The organism is Nonomuraea sp. SYSU D8015 (assembly GCF_008065375.1).
Lineage (GTDB): Bacteria > Actinomycetota > Actinomycetes > Streptosporangiales > Streptosporangiaceae > Nonomuraea.
On the sequence record NZ_VJYI01000001.1, the window covers coordinates 61,526 to 79,258 of the forward strand.

13 protein-coding genes are annotated in these 17,733 nt (G+C 73.3%); 6 read left to right on the plus strand and 7 right to left on the minus strand.

Features of this window, described 5'->3' with window-relative positions:
- Positions 1-105 precede the first annotated feature (105 nt).
- Positions 106-2,220 carry a RecQ family ATP-dependent DNA helicase gene (locus tag ID574_RS02150; RefSeq protein WP_188187060.1) on the plus strand — a complete coding sequence of 705 codons (2,115 nt, stop codon included), beginning with the start codon at positions 106-108 and terminating at the stop codon, positions 2,218-2,220.
- Here ID574_RS02150 and ID574_RS02155 read toward each other — a convergent pair.
- Genes ID574_RS02155 through ID574_RS02165 form a run of 3 tightly spaced genes read right to left on the minus strand, consistent with a single transcriptional unit; the run spans position 2,213 to position 6,131 of the window.
- Positions 2,213-2,641, minus strand: a complete 429-nt coding sequence (locus tag ID574_RS02155; protein WP_188187061.1) for a periplasmic substrate-binding domain-containing protein — start codon at positions 2,639-2,641, stop codon at positions 2,213-2,215. The two genes, ID574_RS02150 and ID574_RS02155, sit on opposite strands and share 8 nt — an antisense overlap.
- On the minus strand, positions 2,542-5,178 hold the full coding sequence (locus tag ID574_RS02160) for an ABC transporter substrate-binding protein (RefSeq protein WP_188187062.1): 2,637 nt from the start codon (positions 5,176-5,178) through the stop codon (positions 2,542-2,544). Before ID574_RS02160 ends, ID574_RS02155 begins: the two co-directional genes overlap by 100 nt.
- Before the next feature lie 59 nt (positions 5,179-5,237).
- A complete protein-coding gene (locus ID574_RS02165; RefSeq protein ID WP_188187063.1) occupies positions 5,238-6,131 on the minus strand; it encodes a carbohydrate kinase family protein in 894 nt (297 codons plus the stop codon).
- 169 nt (positions 6,132-6,300) lie between these two features.
- Between ID574_RS02165 and ID574_RS59375 the strand changes: the two genes are divergently transcribed.
- The 4 genes from ID574_RS59375 (at position 6,301) to ID574_RS02190 (ending at position 12,340) form a co-directional block, all read left to right on the plus strand.
- Complete coding sequence (locus tag ID574_RS59375; protein WP_223166288.1) at positions 6,301-9,537, plus strand: GNAT family N-acetyltransferase; 3,237 nt, start codon at positions 6,301-6,303, stop codon at positions 9,535-9,537.
- Positions 9,538-9,690: 153 nt separating this feature from the next.
- Positions 9,691-10,281 carry a DUF5998 family protein gene (locus tag ID574_RS02180; protein ID WP_188187064.1) on the plus strand — a complete coding sequence of 197 codons (591 nt, stop codon included), beginning with the start codon at positions 9,691-9,693 and terminating at the stop codon, positions 10,279-10,281.
- 60 nt (positions 10,282-10,341) lie between these two features.
- Entirely contained in the window at positions 10,342-11,478 is a 1,137-nt protein-coding gene (locus tag ID574_RS02185; RefSeq protein ID WP_188187065.1) for an alkaline phosphatase family protein, read from the plus strand.
- 25 nt (positions 11,479-11,503) lie between these two features.
- A complete protein-coding gene (locus ID574_RS02190) occupies positions 11,504-12,340 on the plus strand; it encodes a sulfurtransferase (protein WP_188187066.1) in 837 nt (278 codons plus the stop codon).
- Here ID574_RS02190 and ID574_RS02195 read toward each other — a convergent pair.
- The 4 genes from ID574_RS02195 to ID574_RS02210 all read right to left on the minus strand — a co-directional run bounded on the left by ID574_RS02195 (position 12,280) and on the right by ID574_RS02210 (position 17,027).
- Entirely contained in the window at positions 12,280-14,892 is a 2,613-nt protein-coding gene (locus ID574_RS02195) for a CHAT domain-containing protein (RefSeq protein ID WP_188187067.1), read from the minus strand. The two genes, ID574_RS02190 and ID574_RS02195, sit on opposite strands and share 61 nt — an antisense overlap.
- Positions 14,893-14,958: 66 nt before the next feature.
- Positions 14,959-15,414 (minus strand): hypothetical protein, encoded by a 456-nt coding sequence (locus ID574_RS02200; RefSeq protein WP_188187068.1) that lies wholly within the window; start codon positions 15,412-15,414, stop codon positions 14,959-14,961.
- Positions 15,411-15,941, minus strand: coding sequence for an RNA polymerase sigma factor (locus tag ID574_RS02205; protein ID WP_223166290.1), 531 nt, complete (start codon positions 15,939-15,941; stop codon positions 15,411-15,413). Before ID574_RS02205 ends, ID574_RS02200 begins: the two co-directional genes overlap by 4 nt.
- 72 nt (positions 15,942-16,013) lie before the next feature.
- Entirely contained in the window at positions 16,014-17,027 is a 1,014-nt protein-coding gene (locus ID574_RS02210) for a S8 family peptidase (protein WP_188187070.1), read from the minus strand.
- Positions 17,028-17,202: 175 nt separating this feature from the next.
- Between ID574_RS02210 and ID574_RS02215 the strand changes: the two genes are divergently transcribed.
- Positions 17,203-17,697: a DUF3145 domain-containing protein gene (locus ID574_RS02215; RefSeq protein WP_188187071.1), complete on the plus strand. Its 495-nt coding sequence runs from the start codon at positions 17,203-17,205 to the stop codon at positions 17,695-17,697.
- Positions 17,698-17,733: the final 36 nt, after the last annotated feature.

The window sequence follows — 17,733 nt, forward strand, 5'->3', positions numbered from 1 at the left end:
CACGCGCGGCGGTTGGAGCCCACCCGGCGCAGCCGTAAAGAATGATCGGGGTTTTCAGGCCCGGAGAAGGAGCATTTCGTCACAGGGAGCTGGTAACAAGGGGGCATGATTGATGCCCCCGATGCCACCGCGCTGAGAGAAGAGGCCGAAGAGCGACTGCGGGCGCTGGCCGGCGACCACGCCGTTCTCCGCGACGACCAGTGGGCCGCCATCGAGGCGCTGGTCGTCGACCGGCGCAGGGTGCTCGTCGTGCAGCGCACCGGCTGGGGCAAGTCGGCCGTCTACTTCGTGGCCACCGCGCTCCTGCGCGAGCTGGGCGAGGGCCCCACCGTCATCGTCTCGCCGCTGCTGGCTCTGATGCGCAACCAGATCGCCGCCGCCGAGCGCGCCGGCATCAGGGCCGTCACCATCAACTCCGCCAACCCGGAGGCGTGGGACGAGATCTACGGCCAGGCCGCCGACGGCATGGTCGACGTGCTGCTGGTCAGCCCCGAGCGGCTCAACAACCCCGACTTCCGCGACATCGTGCTGCCCGAGCTGGCCGAAAGCGCCGGGCTCGTGGTGGTCGACGAGGCCCACTGCATCTCCGACTGGGGTCACGACTTCAGGCCCGACTACCGCAGGCTGGCCAGGCTGTTCGAGGACCTGCCGCCCGGCATCCCGGTCCTCGCCACCACCGCCACCGCCAACGCCCGCGTCACCCGCGACGTGGCCGAGCAGATGCGCCTTCCCGCCGAGCTGCGGCCCGACGGGGACGACACGCTGGTGCTGCGCGGGCCGCTGGAGCGCGAGAGCCTGCACCTGTCCGTGGTCCGCCTGCCCACCGCCGAGCAGCGGCTGGCCTGGCTGGCCCAGACGCTGCGCGAGCTGCCCGGCTCCGGCATCGTCTACACGCTCACCGTGGCCGCCGCCCACGAGATCGCCGGCTACCTCCGCGAGCAGGGCCACGAGGTCGCCGCCTACTCCGGCCAGACCGACCCGGCCGAGCGGCTGGCGGCCGAGGAGGCGCTGCTCAACAACAAGATCAAGGCGCTGGTGGCGACCAGCGCCCTGGGCATGGGGTTCGACAAGCCGGACCTGGGGTTCGTCGTCCACGTCGGCGCGCCGCAGTCGCCGGTCGCCTACTACCAGCAGGTCGGCCGGGCCGGGCGCGGCGTGGAGCGGGCCGAGGTCATCCTGCTGCCCGGCACGGAAGATCGCGACATCTGGGCCTATTTCGCCTCGCTGGCCTTCCCGCCCGAGCCCGTCGTCCGGGTCACGCTCCAGACGCTGGAGGAGCGGGGGGTCATGTCGACCCCGGCGCTCGAGACCGCCGTCGACCTGAGCCGCAGCCGCCTGGAGATGATGCTCAAGGTCCTCGACGTGGACGGCGCCGTCCGGCGGGTCAAGGGCGGCTGGGAGCCCACCGGGCAGCCGTGGGAGTACGACGCCGAGCGTTACAGCCGCATCGCCGCCGAGCGCAGGGCCGAGCAGGAGGCCATGCTGGGTTACCTCACCACGACCGAGTGCCGGGAGGAATACCTCCGCAGGCATCTCGACGACGACGCCGCCCGGCCGTGCGGCCGCTGCGACAACTGCACCGGCAGGCACCGTTCGCCGGAGATTGCCGCACAGGCCGTCGAGGCGGCCCGCGAGCGGCTGAGCAGGCCGGGCGTCGAGATCGAGGCCCGCAGGCAGTGGCCGACCGGCCTGCCCGACCTGTCCGGGCGGATCAAGCCCGAGCTGGGGGCCGAGCCCGGCAGGGCGCTCGGGCGGCTGACCGACATCGGGTGGGGCAACCGGCTGCGGGAGCTGTTCAACGGCGAGGACGGGCCGGTGGCCGACGACATGTTCAAGGCCGTGGTCCAGGTGCTGTCGGCGTGGGACTGGCGCGAGCGGCCCGTGGCCGTGGTCAACGTGCCGTCCGCGACGCGGCCGACGCTGGTGCGCTCGTTCGCCGAGCGGCTGGCGCAGGTCGGGCGGCTGTCCTATCTGGGGGAGCTGGGCTACCGGGCGGGCTCGCCGGGGCAGCAGTTCAACAGCGCCAAACGCGTTCAGGCGATCAGAGGCACGCTGGCCATGCCCAAGGACCTGAGCACCGCCATCGGCAGTTGCGGCGGCCCGGTGCTGCTGGTGGACGACCGCGTCGACACGGGATGGACGATGACGCTGGCGGCGGCGCTGATACGCCACGCGGGCGCTCCCGCCGTGCTCCCGCTGGCCCTGGCGACCGTCAGCTGACGCCCATCGTCAGCAGGTCGTAGTCGCCGTAGACCGGGCTGACGTGGACATTGGTGGCGTGCGCCCCGCGCAGGAGCAACCTGGTCTGCCATGACAGCGGCACCAGCACGGCCTCCTCGGCAAGGCGCCGCTCCACCTGCGTCCACAGCGCGGCCCGCTTCGGGGCGTCCGGCTCCGTCCTGGCCTGATCCATGAGCTCGTCGATGGCCTTGACGCGGACGCTCACGTTGATCGACGACTCCTCGGTGATCTCCCTGCTGTCCGCGATCAACGTCAGGAACGCGTCCGGATCCGGCCAGTCCGGTCCCCAGGTCTTGGCGATCAGTCCGATCCGGTTCTGCTTGAGATAGGCGGGGTTGCCGCCGTACCTCTGGTGGAAGTCCTGGACGCGAGCCGCCCGCAGGGTGAGCTCGATACCCACCTCGGCCAGCGCGGCCTTGACGATCTCCGCCGCCTGCCTCTCGGAAGGGACGTCCCGGTACAGGTACGTGGCCGCCAAGCCAAGCCGGACGCGCGCCCGCACGCGGCCAGTGACTCCTTGGCGGCCCGCCGGTCGCCGCCGGGCGTGAGGTTCGGGTCGGTGTGCCGGCGGCCGGCGATCACCGGCGGCAGCAGCGACGTGGGCACCGGGACGTCCGTCACGTCGGTGCCGTAGGGGCGGCGCAAAGCGTTCAGGTCGAGCGCCCGCACCACGGCCTGCCGGCACTCCACATCGTCGAACGGCGGCACCTGCGGATTGATCGCCAGGACGTGGACGAGGCCGGTCACCGGCGCGTCCGCTCGCTCCTTGAGCGCCGGGTCGCCGATCACCTCGCTCATCCCTCCCGGCAGATAGGCCGGACCGACCTCGGCCTCGCCGGTGCGCAACCGCCGGTCCGCCTCTCGCGATCCCACGTTGTACGTGACCTCGTACCGGGCGGGGAGCGGCCTGCGGTTGGGGTCGGTGGCCGCGTCCCACCGCTGGTTGCGCACCAGGACGACCTCGCGGTCGGTCACGCCCTCCAGCTTGTACGGCCCGGACGCGACCACGCTCTTGCCGTAGTCGCCTCGCGTGTCCTTGGCCGCCGGGACGGGCATCGTCTCTGGCAGCTGGACGACGTTGTCGAACGCGGCGTACGGCTTCTTGAGGTGGAAGACGATCGTGCGGTCGTCGGGGACCTCGATGGCCGAGTCCGTGTTCACGCCCGCCGACCTGTAGGCGCCCTGGTAGCCGGCGGGAAGGTCCAGCATCAGGTCGAAGTGGCTCGACCCGTGGACGAAGCCGGGGTCCATACTGCGCAGGATCGCGTGTCTCACGTCCTGCGCGGTGATCGGCGTGCCGTCCTCGTACCGCAACCCGTTGTGCAGCCGGTATGTCCACGTCCGGCCGGCGTCGCTGGGCACCCCCAGCGACTCGGCCAGGTCCGGCACCACCTCCGTCCCCGCGGCGCCCGGCACCGTGCGGAACATCGTCAGCGTCCGTCCGTAGAGTCTGACCAGGTTGAGCGAGCCCGGCATGTACATGTTGCCCGGATCGGTGGACTTCGGGGACCACGCCGACACCACGCGCAGCGTGCCGCCCTCCGTGGCGGAGGGGTTGACCACCGTGGCCACGGCCGCGCCGAACCCGGTGACCGAGGTCGACATGGGAGAGGTCGTGGGTGTCGGGCCCGCCACGATCGGCGGGTTGCGCTGCGCGACCAGCCACACGACGACGCCGATCAGCAGCGTGGCGGACGCCGCCCCGGCCGTCGCGACCACCCGGGGCCGCCGTCGCGGACCCCAGGGGTCCGTCATGACGCCGAGCCGGCGCGGCGACATGGGCCAGCCGGGCGAGGCCGGGCCATGGGCCCGCGTGTACGGTCCGCTCCCGGGCTGCTCCGGATACGGGATGCGCAGGCCGTCCTCCCCCCGCTCCCCGCCGGCCACCGGCTCTCCCACCCCACGCGCCGCCTCCGCCTGGCCGGCTCTCATCGCATCGTGAGCCTGGGCCCGGGCGTCGCTCGTCGCCGCCGGATGCGGTGCCCGGCGCTGTGTGCCGTGCGTCGCCTGCGGGGAGTCCTCCCGGGGGCCGCCGGCGAGGGGCGCGGACGGGCCCTCCAGCGGGGCGGCCGGACCCGAGGGCGTGGTCGGCGGTGTGGAGCCGAGAGGCCGGGCGGTGATGGGCGGGGTCGTGCCGGCGCGGATCAGGTCGCGGATCAGTTGCTCGGCCGTCGGGCGGTAGCAGGGGTCCTTGGCCAGACAGACCCACAGGAGAGGTGCCAGCTCCGGCGGTACGCCTGATAAATCCGGATCTAGGTGCAGAATCCGGTGCATCAGAACCGGCAGTGGCCCTAACCCGAACGCCCCCCGCCCGGTCGCCGCGAATACCATCGTCCCCGCCCATGCGAACACGTCTCCAGCCGGCAGCGCCTCGCCGAGGAACTGCTCGGGCGCCATGAACGCAGGTGTCCCCACGATGCCGGTCGTCAGGCTCTGGCTCGCGTCCACAGCCCGCGCGATTCGGAAGTCGATCACTCGGGGTCCGTCCGGCCCGAGCAGCACGTTGCTGGGCTTGAAGTCGCGGTGCACCACACCGGCTCCGTGGATGGCCACCAGCGCCGTGGCCGTCGTGACCGCCAGCCGCATCAGCGACGGCCCGCGCACCGGCCCTTCCCGGGTGACCTGGTACTGCAGGGAAGGGCCGTCGACGTACTCGCCCACGATGTACGGCTGGTCGTTGACGCTGCCGACCTCCAGCACGCGCGCCGTGCAGAACTCCGCCACCCGCCGCGCCGCCTCGGCCTCCCGGCGAAAGCGGTGTACCGCGTGCTCGTCGTCGGCGAACCTGGCATGCAGCAGCTTGATGGCGACCTGCTCGCCGCTGGACGAGACACCGAGGTAGACGCTGCCCTGACCGCCCTCGCCGAGAAACCCGGTGACCTTGTAGGAGCCAACCGACGGTGGGTCGCCTGGCCGTAACGGACGCACGCCGCGCATCCGGCTCCCTTGAGTCGCGTTATATCAGGCTCTGCCCACGATAACGCCAGGAGGTCCGCTTAGAAGGGGGGACGAGCGCCCAGATGCATGATCGCTTTGGCCGCCAGGCGGCATCCCGAGGTCAGTGCCTCCGTCGGCGGCTTGCCCTCCAGCCACGGCGGCAGGAAACCGGCGCAGAACGCATCGCCCGCGCCCGTGCCGTCAACGATCTTGTCGACCGGCTCCGCGGCCACGTGGACCGAGTCGGGGCGGCCGTTGCTGAACCACAGCGCGCCCTCCTTGTTCATCTTGATCACGACCTGCGGGAACCACGCCGTCAGCACCTTGGCGGCGGCCTCGGCGTCGTCGCGCCCGGTCAGGACCTTGGCCTGGTCGATGTTGGCGAACAGCAGCTTGGCACCGTTGGTCCACTCCAGGAACGGCTCGGCGCCCGTGCGCTCCAGCGGCGCGGACGAGGCGCAGTCGACCGAGATCGACATCCCGTTGTGGTGGGCCATGTCGAGCGCCGCGAGGCCGGCGTCGCGCGAGCCCTCGTTGATCAGCGTGTAGCCCGACAGGTGGAGGTGCGAGCCGGAGGTGAACAGGTCGCGCGGCAGGTCTTCGGGCGACAGCGCGGCGTTGGCGCCGGGGTCGGAGAGCATGGTGCGCTCGCCCTTGTGCGTGACGAGCACCACGCAGGTGCCGGTGGGACGCTCGGGGTCCATGACGAGCCGGGCGTCGACGCCGTAGCCCATCAGCTCCATGTCGCGGTTTCGCCCGGTGATGTCGGCGCCCCTGCGGCCGATGAAGGCCACCTCGGCACCCTCGACGGCCAGCCATGAGGCGATGTTGGCCCCTGATCCGCCACCGTGCATGGTCACGATCGCCGGGGTGTCGCTCGCCCTGGCGAGCGCATAACGGGCGCGCGCGACCGCGTCGGTCATGAGATCGCCCACCACGACGACCCGCGTCATGATGCCACCACCTTGCTGCCTTCAGATCGACCCTGGCCAACGGCAAAACTAACAGCTTCCGGGCTGCTCGTGGGGCGGACCCGTGACACCAGGCAGGAGTCGATGCACAAGCGTTGCCCAAGAGGGGCTCCGGTCTTGGCATTTGGGATGCGGGTTTACGCTCGATGCTGTGGAGGCACAGTATCCGGCCCACTGGGAGGCCGATGTCGTCCTGGCGGACGGCGGCACCGCGCACGTGCGCCCGATCAGGCCCGCTGACGCGGACCGCCTCCGTTCCTTCTACTCCCGCCTGTCCGACGAGTCGATCTATTTCCGGTTCTTCGGGCCGCGGCCGCGGCTGTCCGACCGCGACGTCGAGCGATTCACCAACGTCGACTACGTCAACAGGGTCGCCCTGATCGCCACCATCGGCACCGAGATGGTCGCCGTGATCCGCTACGACCGCACCGGTCCGGGCGAGGCCGAGGTGGCCTTCCTCGTCGAGGACGCCCACCAGGGAAGGGGGGTGGCCTCCGTGCTCCTCGAACACCTGGCGGCCACCGCGCGCGAGCACGGCATCGAGCGGTTCATCGCCGACGTGCTGCCCGCCAACATGCGCATGATGGGCCTGCTGCGCCAGGCCGGCTACACCGCCCAGAGCCAGTTCGCCGACGGCGTCGTACGCATGACGCTCGACCTCACGCCCACCGAGACCTCCGCCGAGGTGACGGCGGCACGCGAGCACCGGGCCGAGTCCAGATCCATCGCCAGGCTCCTCACCCCCGGCTCCGTCGCGGTCATCGGCGCCTCCCGCGAGCCCGGCGGGGTCGGCCAGACCGTGCTGCGCAACCTGCTGGCCGCCGACTTCACCGGCCCCGTCTACCCGGTCCACAGGGAGGTGCGGGCGGTGGCGGGCGTGCGGGCATACCCGAGCGTGACCGCCATCGACGGCGACGTCGACCTGGCCGTGGTCGCCGTGCCCGCCGAGAGCGTGATCGACGTCGTCAAGGAGTGCGCCGAGAAGGGCGTGCACGGCCTCGTCGTGGTCTCCTCTGGCTTCGGCGAGACCGGCGTCCAGGGCAGGGAGCGCCAGGACGAGCTGGCCCGCATCGCCCGCGCCTACGGACTGCGCGTGGTCGGCCCCAACTGCCTCGGCATCGCCAACACCGACCCGGCCGTGCGCCTCAACGCCACCCTCGCCGCCACCGTGCCGGGCCGGGGCAACGTCGGCTTCTTCAGCCAGTCGGGCGCGCTGGGCACCGCGCTCCTGCAGCGGGTGGCACAGCGCGGCATGGGCATCTCGTCGTTCGTGTCCGCGGGCAACCGGGCTGACGTGTCGGGCAACGACCTGCTCCAATACTGGGAGGAGGACGACTCGACCGAGGTGATCCTGCTCTACCTGGAGTCGCTGGGCAATCCGCGCAAGTTCACGCGCCTGGCCAGGCGCATCGCCTGCCGCAAGCCCATCGTGGTGGTCAAGAGCGGCGGCACCCCGTCGGGGCACTCGGCGGACGAGCTCGGGCTGCCGGACTCCGCGATCGGCTCCCTGCTCGGTCAGGCGGGGCTGATCCGGGTCGACGACCTCATCCAGCTGTTCGACGTGGGGCAGCTGCTGGCCTACCAGCCGCTGCCCGCAGGCCCAAGGGTCGCGCTGGTGACCAACTCCGACGCGCTCGGCCGGCTCGCCGCCGACGCCTGCCTCGCCGCCGGGCTCGAGCCCCGGCCGCCGGTCAACCTGGGGCCCGCCGCGGGGGCCTCGGAGTTCGGCACGGCGCTCGCCGGCGAGCTGTCCTCGCCCGACGTGGACGCCGCCGTCGTGATCTACATGCCGCCCATCCCCGGTGACACCGAGGCGGTGGCCGGGGAGCTGCTGCGGGTGTCGAATGACGTCCCGAAGCCGGTGCTGACGACGTTCCGGGGGCATCTGGGCATGCATCCGGCGCTGCGCGTGGAGACCCCTGGCACGTCCCGCTCCCAGTCGACGCCCGCACGCGGGTCCATCCCCTCGTACGCGGCTCCGGAGGAGGCGGTGCGGGCTCTGGCCTACGTGGTCCGGTACGCGGCGTGGCGCGCGCAACCGACGTCGCCGCCGCCGGAGCTGACGGGCATCGACACCGGCCGCGCCCGCGCCCTGGTCCGCCACGCCCTTGCGACCCCCCGCCCCGAACCCGCCACCTCGGTGACGTCCGCGTCCACGGGGCCGTCGGCGGGCCCGGTGACGGCGCCGAGAGACGCGTCGTCGGTGGGCTCCTCAACGGCGCCGACGGGGGTGCCCGGTCCGGCGGCGTTGCCCATGGACCTGTCGGCGCGCCCGGCATCGGCCCCGGCGGGTGACACGGCGCAGCCGGCGCCGGCGGGCGAGAGGGCACAGGTCGCGCCGCCGGCGGGCGAGAGGGCGCAGGCTGCCGTGCCGGCCGAGCCACCCGGGGCGTCCACTCCGGCGACCGCGAGCGCGGAGCCGGATGCCACGCCGGCGGAGTCCCGGCCCTCTGCGACGGACGCGGCCCCCCACACGGCGGTGCCTGCGGACGGCACGGCAGGCAGGAAGGCCGACTGGTCTGCGGACGGCACGGCAGACAGCAAGCCAAGCGGGTCTGCAGAGGGCCGGGCAGACAGCAAGCCGAGCGGGTCTGCAGAGGGCCCGGCAGACAGCAACCGTGGCGGGTCTGCGGGGGGCACGGCCGGTGGCGGGCGTGGCGAGTCGGGGATGCCCGTCAGGGGTGTGCGGGTGGCGTCGGGTGGCTTCGCGGCGCCCGGGCCGCCGGTCGAGATCGATGCCACCGAGCTGCTCGACTGCTACGGTCTCACGGTTTGGCCGGCCGAGGTGGTGCGCTCGCCCGACGAGGCCGTGGCGGCCGCGGAGCGTCTCGGCTGGCCGGTGGTGCTCAAGGTGGCGGACCCGGGCGCCTCGCGCCGCGCGGGGACGGTGCGCCTGGGACTGACGGGCCCGGAGATGGTGCGTCACGCGTACGCCGAGTTCGCCGACCAGCTCGGCGAGAAGGTGGAGCTGGCCGTCCAGCGCATGGCGCCGCAGCCGGCCGTCCCGACGGTGGTGGGCGTCATCGAGGACCCGGCGTTCGGCCCGGTGGTGTCGTTCGGGCTGGGCGAGGTGACCGCGCGTCTCCTGCTCGACCAGGGCTTCCGCCTCGCCCCGCTGACGGGGGAGGACGCCGCCGCCCTGGTGCGCTCCGTACGCGCCGCCCCGCTGCTCTTCGGCCAGTACGGCTACCCGCCCGTGGCGGTGGACGCCCTGGAGGAGCTGCTCGTACGCGTCGGCCGCCTGGCCAACGACCTGCCCGAGGTCGCCCGTCTGGACCTGGACCAGGTGCTCGTCGGCGAGTCGAGCGCCATGATCCTCGGCGCCCGCGCCACCCTGCGCACCCCGGCGGGCCCGCGCCTGGACTGGGGCCCGCGCCGGCTCTCCTGACGGTGAGCCGAACAAACGGAGAGCCGAACAAACGGAGAGCCGAACAAACGGTGAGCACCGTGACAGGAGTGGCCGCTGCTACCCCGCTAAAGACGTTATAGAGCGTTATGTCCGGCGGGTGAGTGCACCGCGTGGTCCTGGCAGGATGGAGCCATGAGGGAAACCCGAGTCTCAGCCGCGGGCCTGCGTGAAGCGATCGAGCGCAGCGGCTACTATCCCGACCTCGTCACCGATGCGGTCGAATCCGCGCTGGGCAAGGAGGCCGTGACCGCGTTCGTGGTCCACCACGAGGCCACTTTCGATCCCGCGATGGAGGTGCGCAGGCATGTCACGGTGCTGGTGCTGACGGCGACCCGGCTGCTGGTCTGCCACACCGACGAGCATCCGGCGGTGGAGGGCGTCTCGACCTCCCACGCCTCCACGACCTCGGAGGCCGTGCGCCTGAGCCGCATCCAGTCCGTCGCCGTCACCCGCGTCGTGCCCGACCCCGCCTCGTACGTCCCCGGCGTCCCTCCCACAGAAGTGACGCTCACCATCGGCTGGGGCGCGATCTCCCACGTGGACCTGGAGCCCGCCACCTGCGGCGACGAAAACTGCGAGGCCGACCACGGCTACACGGGCGCGATCACCGCCGACGACCTGTCCCTCAGGGTCAGCGAGGCGGCCGACGGCCCCGAGGCGGTCACCCACGTGCTGTCCTTCGCCAAGGCCCTCTCCGAGGCCACCGCTCGCGCCGCCGCCTGACGCCTCCGGTCCCGGCGAACGTCTTCCCGGGGGAGATCCCGCGAAAGGTTAAGATAAGGCATGTTGGGAGAAGGCCCGGCCGTTGTGCCAGGGTACGGCGGCGGGTCGCTGGCGGATCTACCGGCCGCGCTGCTGGCCGCCGTGGGCGTGCGGCTGCCCGACGCGCCGAGCTCGCTGCGGCTCGACCCCGCCGACCGCGTCTGCCTGTTCCTGGTCGACGGCCTTGGCGCCGAGCTGCTGCGGGCCCACGCCGAGGCCGCCCCCTTCCTGTCCGGGCTGACCGGCAGGACGCTCACGGCCGGATTCCCCGCCACCACCGTCACGAGCCTCTGCTCCCTGGGCACGGGCATGACGCCGGGCGAGCACGGCATGCTGGGCCTGACGCTGGCCGTGCCGGGCACCGGGCAGCTGTTCAACTGCCTGCGGTGGACGTTGCCCGACGGCCTGACGATGGATCCCGAGAAGTGGCAGCCCGCCACCACGGTCTACCAGCGGGCCGCCAGGGCCGGGGTCGAGCCCGTGTACGTCGCCCCCGCCCAGTTCGAGGGCACCGGCCTGACGAAGGCCGTCTACCGCGGCGTCCGCTACGTGGCAGCCGACACCGTGGACGAGCGCGTCGCCCGCGCCCTCGAGGCCATGCGGCAGCGGCCGGCGCACGTCACGGTCTACTACGGCGACCTCGACTCCACGGGCCACCTGGCGGGATGGGGTGGCGAGGAGTGGCTGCGGCAGCTCGCCATCGTCGACGACATGGCGCAGCGGCTGGCCGAGGGCCTGCCGCCCGGCTCGGCACTCTACATCACCGCCGACCACGGCATGGTCAACGCCACCGAGAAGGTCGACGCGGAGAGCGTCCCCGCGCTGACCGAGGGCGTGGCGCTGATCGGCGGCGAGGCCAGGGCCCGCCACGTCTACGCGGTGCCGGGCGCCGCCCGGCACGTGCTCGACGCCTGGCGCGAGACCTTCCGCGGCAAGGCCCGGGTGGTGTCGCGGCAGGAGGCGGTCGAGTCAGGCTGGTTCGGGCCCCGGGTGCGCGACGCGTGGCTGGAGCGCATCGGCGACGTCGTGGCCGTCCCCTACACCGACCTGGCCATCACCGCGCCGACGGCGCATCCGATCGAGGCCCTCTTCACGGGATACCACGGTTCGCTGACGCCGGCCGAGCAGAACGTCCCGCTCCTGGAGGCGCGCACATGACGGCGGCCGGGGACACGCATTCGGAATGCCTGGAGGAACACCCGTGACGAGCCCGCTGATCACTCCCGCCGACCTCGCCGCGCTCGGCGACGTGACGCTGCTCGACGTCCGCTGGCGGCTCGGCGGCCCGCCGGGCGTGGAGCTCTACCGCGAGGGCCATCTCCAGGGCGCCGTCTACTGCGACCTCGACACCGATCTCGCGGCCCCGCCGGGCGCCGGCGGGCGGCACCCGCTGCCCGACGCGGAGGCGTTCCAGCGCGCGATGCGTCGCCTGGGCGTGAGCGACGGCCGGCCGGTGGTGGCGTACGACGACGCGGGCTCCACGGTCGCCGCCAGGGCCTGGTGGACGCTGCGCTACTTCGGGCACCAGGACGTCCGCGTGCTCGACGGCGGGCTGTCCGCGTGGACCGCCGCCGGGCTGCCCGTCACCAAGGAGGAGCCGCCGGCCGTGCGGGAGGGCGACTTCACGGCGCGGCCCGGCGGGATGCCGGTGCTCACCGCCGACGAGGCCGCGGCGGTGGCCGCCGAGGGCGTGCTGCTGGACGCCAGGGCGGGGGAGCGCTACCGCGGCGAGGTGGAGCCCGTCGATCCGGTGGCCGGGCACGTTCCCGGAGCCGTCAACGCCCCCACCACCGGCAACGTCGGCCCGGACGGCAGGTTCCTCGATCCGGCCGCGCTGCGGGCCAGGTTCGCGGCGCTGGGCGTGGGGGAGGGCGTCCGGGCGGGGGCATACTGCGGCTCAGGGGTGACGGCCGCCCATGAGGTGCTCGCGCTGGAGTTGGCCGGCCTGCCCGCCGCCCTCTACGTCGGCTCCTGGTCCCACTGGGTCACCGACCCCGCCAGGCCCGTCGCCACGGGCTGACACACGGTGCGGTCGCCGGCGCCGAAGCAGGTGAACTCGTACACTCCGGTCTTCGCCGAGGCGTGCGCCAGCGCCGCGTCCGGGGGCTGTCCCGCGGCCACGAGCTCGTGGAACATGCTCATCACCGCCCGCGCCGCCTCGTCCTGCACCGGCACCATGCCCGCGATCACACAGGACGACCCCTTGGCCAGGAACGTTCCTGGAAGGCCCAGCGGGGCCCCATCCACCGGCGTCCGCGACATGCCCGAATTGCACGCCGACAACACCACGAGCTCCGGCGACCGCGCCACGTTCAGCAGGTCGTACGCCATGAGGGGCCCGTCCTCCAGCGTGATCCCCGACACCAGCGGGCTCCGCGCGTGGAACACCCCGTGGGCCGCCAGATGCAGCACGTCCGCGGTCTCCAGCGCCTCCAGCACGGGCCCGGTGCGGCCGGGCACCTCGCGCCCGCCCGGGTGACAGGCCAGCACGTGCGCCACCTCGGCGTGCGCGTGACAGAGCGTCGGCCCGGCTACCGCCACCACCTCGGGAAGCCGCTCTCCCCGACTGCCGCGCGGCCGGCGTGCCCGTACCCAGGAGGCCGCGCTGGCCACCACGCTCACCGGCCGCTCCCGCAGGCAGGGCAGCACTCCCCACGGCAGCGTGTGCAGGGCTCCCACCGGCACCACGACCAGCGGCCCGTCGCCCAGCTCGGCCGCCAGCGGCCGGAACAGCAGCCGCTCGACCTCCCCGGCCGCGGCGTCGAGATCCCGCTCACCACCCGGGGCCCCGGAAGCCCCCTGCCAGTCCCGTGTCTCCCCCCGCCTCCGTACGGCGTACCGCAGCCGGACGATCGCCTCCTCGACCGCCCGCATGCCCCCCAGCCACCGCAGCAGCACCCGCTCCCCGCCGATCAGCACGGCCAGCAGCGACTCCTCGTGGATCACGTACTCGACCAGCGCCCCACGCCCCAGCTCGCCCCGCACCCGTTCCGGATCGACCAGAGAGCAGGCATGGGCGGGCGCCGTGACGGCCCGCCACCGCTCGGCCCACTCGAACACGTCACCGGGCCCTCCATCGCGCACGGCGAGCCCCAGCCCGAACGCCGCCAGCCGCTCCCCGGCCCGCGCAGCGTGGGCCCGCACCGACGGGTCGTCGAACGTCACCACCCGCTCGCTCACCTCGGCCAGCCCTTCGCGTACCGCGCGGAAGGCCCCGGGAACGTCCTCCTGCAGCGCCGCCTCCAGCGCGAGCGCGTGCTGGCGCACCGGCACCGGGATCTGCGACACGCGTGCCAGCTGGCTGGCCCGCGGCTCCGGCGCCAGCGAGGTCAGCCGGGTGCCCGCGGGCGCCCACCGCTCGCCCCGGTCGGCGTGCTGGGTCAGCCGGGCCAGCTGCGCCGAGGCCGTCGGGTGGTCGTCGACGGCGAGCGCCGCCTCGGCCGCCACCAGCCGCAGCGCCGCCGCCCCCGCCACGTGCGCGGATTCGTCCTCCAGCTCGTCGGCGCACGCGATCAGCTCGGCGACCATGGCGGGCGTGGCCGGTTCGAGGGCCAGGCGGGAGCGCAGCACGACCTCCCTGGCCAGCGGCAGCCAGGAGGTGCGGTCCTGCGCGGCCAGCTCCCGCGATGCCTGCTCGGCCACGTGCCGGGCCCGGCGCGGATCGCCGGTCAGCAGCTCGACCTGGGCCAGCTTCAGCCGCGCCTCCGCCAGGGCCACCCGCGCCCCGCACGCCTCCAGATCGGGCACCGCCAGGTCGAGCATGGCCCTGGCCTCGCCGGGGAGGTGGGCGGCCAGCAGCGCGCCGGCGAAGTCGGCCCGCATCGTGGCCAGCCGCTCGGGATAGCCGAACAGAGTGTCCTCGGCCTCCCGGTAGTAGTGGAACGCCCCGGCGACGTCGCCCTGCCGTACCGCGAGGAAGGGGAGGTTGGCGGCGGACAGGCGGGCCAGGTGCCGCAGCCCGGAGTGCTGGGAGATCTGCAGGCAGGCCGTGAGGTCGCGCATGGCGGCGTCCCAGTCGCCCCGGTACGAGTGGACGAGGCCGCGGTTGAGCAGCCCGCCCGCCAGGAACCGGCGGTCGTCGACGGTGCCGGGCGCGGCCACCAGGGCTCGCAGCGCCCGGTCGCAGGAGGCGATGGCCTCCTGGTGGCGGCCCAGGTGGGCGAGCGCGACCGCGCGCTGCGTGTCGAGCTTGGCGCGGTCCAGCGGGGACAGGTACGCCCACGCCAGCGCGGCCACGCGCAGGGCCTGCAGAGGGTGGCCGCGTTCGGTGCGTACGGTGACCAGCGAGAGCCGCGCCTGCGCCACCCGCTCCCGCGGCGCTCCAGGGGTGGCGATGGCCTCGCGGAGGTGGCGTTCGGCGCCCTCGAGGTCGCCCAGCTCACGGGCGGCCAGCGCCATCGCCCGGAGCGCGACCGCCTCGGCCTCGGGGAAACCGGTGCGGCGGGCCGCCGCGAGCACGACGCGGCCCGCGTGCATGGCGTGGCCGGGATCGACCAGAGAACGCAACATGGCGGCCTCGGCCGCCTCGAGGAGCGGGGCGAGGCCGCCGGACGAGTCCGAGGTGTCGCTCATGGCGGGCCTTGCTGGAAACGGCCGGGAAGGGGTGCGGGCTTCCGGCCGGCTGGTGGCGGACGAGAGTCAGGGACGGATGCGCACCCACCTGGTCTGCACGGGTGCGTGGCCGGGCCGGTGGCACACCACGCTGAGCCAGCCGGGAGGGAGACCGGTGGCGGCGAAATGGCCGTTGTGCGCTATGCGCCTGGTCAGCGTCAGATGAGGAGTCTTGACATCGACGAGGGCGCCCTCTCCTGGGTACGGCACGACCTGTCCGGCGACGTCGATGAGCCCGTCGCCCACCGTCACCTCCAGATCGAACGTGAGGCCGGACGAGACGAAGCGCACCAGGTGGGAGCCGTCGTCGCCGCGCGGGCCCGAGCTCGTGCGGATGGCTGCGCACTCGACGGGAGTGGCGGTCCTCGCCCGCGGGACCCGGAGCCCGTACACCTCACGCGCCGCGGTGGACACGTGAGCCGGGATCGGGTCGTTCCCGGCGGCCAGCCGGAGCGCCGCCAGGACGTATTCGTCGTTGATCATTGCGCCATCTCCTGTGATGAGATCAGAGTGCGCAGTTTTTCCAGGCAGCGGGCCCGGGTCGGGCCGACGCTGCCCATGGGCAGACCGAGCCGCATCGCCGTCTGGCGGCTTCCGAGATCGATCGCGACCAGCTGGAGCAGCGTGCGGCACGGTTCGTGCAGGGCGGAGACCGTCTTCCAGAGCAGCTGCCTGTCGTCGGTCTCCAGGACGGCGGCGGCCGGATCGGGGTCGTCGACGACCTCGAAGGAGAAGACCCCCGGGCGATCCCGCCGCAGGAGCAGCAGGGCCTCGCGGCGTACGGTAGTCGCGAGCCACCCTCCCACCCCGGCGGGATCCCTGATGCTCTCCAGATGCTGGAGCAGGCGCAGCCAGGCACCCTGGACCACGTCGGCCGCATCGGAGGGGCTCAGGCCGCACGCGCGGGCCACGGCCCACATGAGCGGCCCGAACCTGGACTCGAGCTCGTCCCATGCCGACCGGTCGCCGTCGGCCGCGGCTCGGAGCAGCTCCGCCGGATCGCGGTGCACGCGGCCTCCTCTCGTCCGGCACGGAGAGGCGATCATACCTCCCCGTGATTGCGTGGGAACTGAGCGTAAACTCTACAGACTCGCCGGGACGAGAACCCCCAGATCCGGAATTTGCCGAGCCCTCTCGTCGTCGAGCAGCCGCCTGACCACGTCCTTCGCCGGTTCCGTCGCGGCCGCGGCGGCGATCGTGCCCGACACCACGGCAGTGGCGAACGACGTGCCGCTCCACGCCGCGAAGCCGCCGAACTCGCCCGTGTCGAGATAACTGCTGGTCAGCCAGTCGCCGCGGGCACAGGCGTCCACCCACGTGCCGTACCCGGAGTAGGGCGCCCGCTCCCGCTGCGCGGCGTCCAGCGCCGCCACGCCCACCACGGACGGCAGCGCGGCCGGCCAGAACGGCCGGTCCGACGCCGTGTTGCCGGCGCAGGCCACGGTCACCGTGTCCTTCATCGCGGCGATGGCGTCGGCGAGCAGCGGCGGCGGCCGGTCGTCGAACGTGTGACCGCCGAAGGACAGGTTGAGCACCTGAGGGGGCCGCTCGCGCAGGCGGTTGAGCGTGCGTACGACGCTCGCCTCGTCGCCGAGGCCGTCGCCGTCCAGCACCCGGCGCACGCGCAGTGCCGCGCCGGGCGCCAGGCGCGCCAGGAGGCCCGCGATGAACGTCCCGTGGCCCGCCTGCCGGCCCTCGGCCGCGTCGGCCTCCTCGGGGGCGGTGCGGTCGTACCAGTCGCTGCCCGACCACCACGGGTGCGCGGCCACGCCGGTGTCGAGCAGGCCCACCACCACGTCCGAGCGGGACCTGCCCGGCTTGAAGGAGACCGGCGGGGCGGGGAAGGGCCTGGAGGCGGGGCCGCCGAAGAACAGGGGCTGCCCGCAGAGCACGTGGTTGGGGGACGCTCTGAGCCCCTGCCCGCGCAGCTCGGCCGTGAGCTCGCAGGGGTCGACGCCGGGCGCCAGGTGGAGGACGCAGACCCCGTCCGCCTCCGAGACGGCCTGGGTCCAGCGCGTCGCAGCGGACAGCGCCGTCCGGTCGGCCAGCAGCTGACCAGGCCGGATGAACGCCTCGCCCACAGATTGCAGTTCCATGGCCGGGTATGTTTCCCGCCCGCAACAGCTGTCACGCGGCAGTCCGGCACCAACTTGGTATGGCCCCCCTCTGGTGCCAGGTAGCGACCGACGGTAGTCTCTCCCTAGTCACTTGTGATCATCCCGGGGCGAGGCCGTTGGGGAAGGCGCACCTCGTACCGAAACGGGAGGTCCGGTGTCTGCTCGTGGCGTCCTTTACGTCCACTCGGCTCAGCCCGCGCTGTGCCCTCACATCGAATGGGCAGTCGCGGGTGTCCTTGGCGTGCCCGTAGATCTGACGTGGACTCCGCAACCCGCCGCGCCTAACGTCGTGCGCGCGCAGGCGGAGTGGGAGGGCCGCGCCGGCATCGCGGCGGCCATCGCCTCCTCACTCATGGGCTGGCAGCGCCTCAGGTTTGAGATCACGGAGGACGCCTCGCCGGGGGTGGACGGGTCCCGGCATGCCTACACGCCGACGCTCGGCGCCTTCACCGCGGTCATCGGCGCCTCGGGGGACATCATGATCCCCGAGGACCGGCTCCGGACGGCCATGATGATGGCCGCTCAGGGGCGCTGCGTGCTCGAGGAGGAGATCGACAAGATGCTCGGGCGGCCGTGGGACGAGGAGCTGGAGCCGTTCAGGTACGCGGGCGACGGCGCCCCGGTCCGCTGGCTCCACGCCGCCGTCTAGCTCGGCCGGACCCCTCCCCGCGCCCTCGCCTGCCCG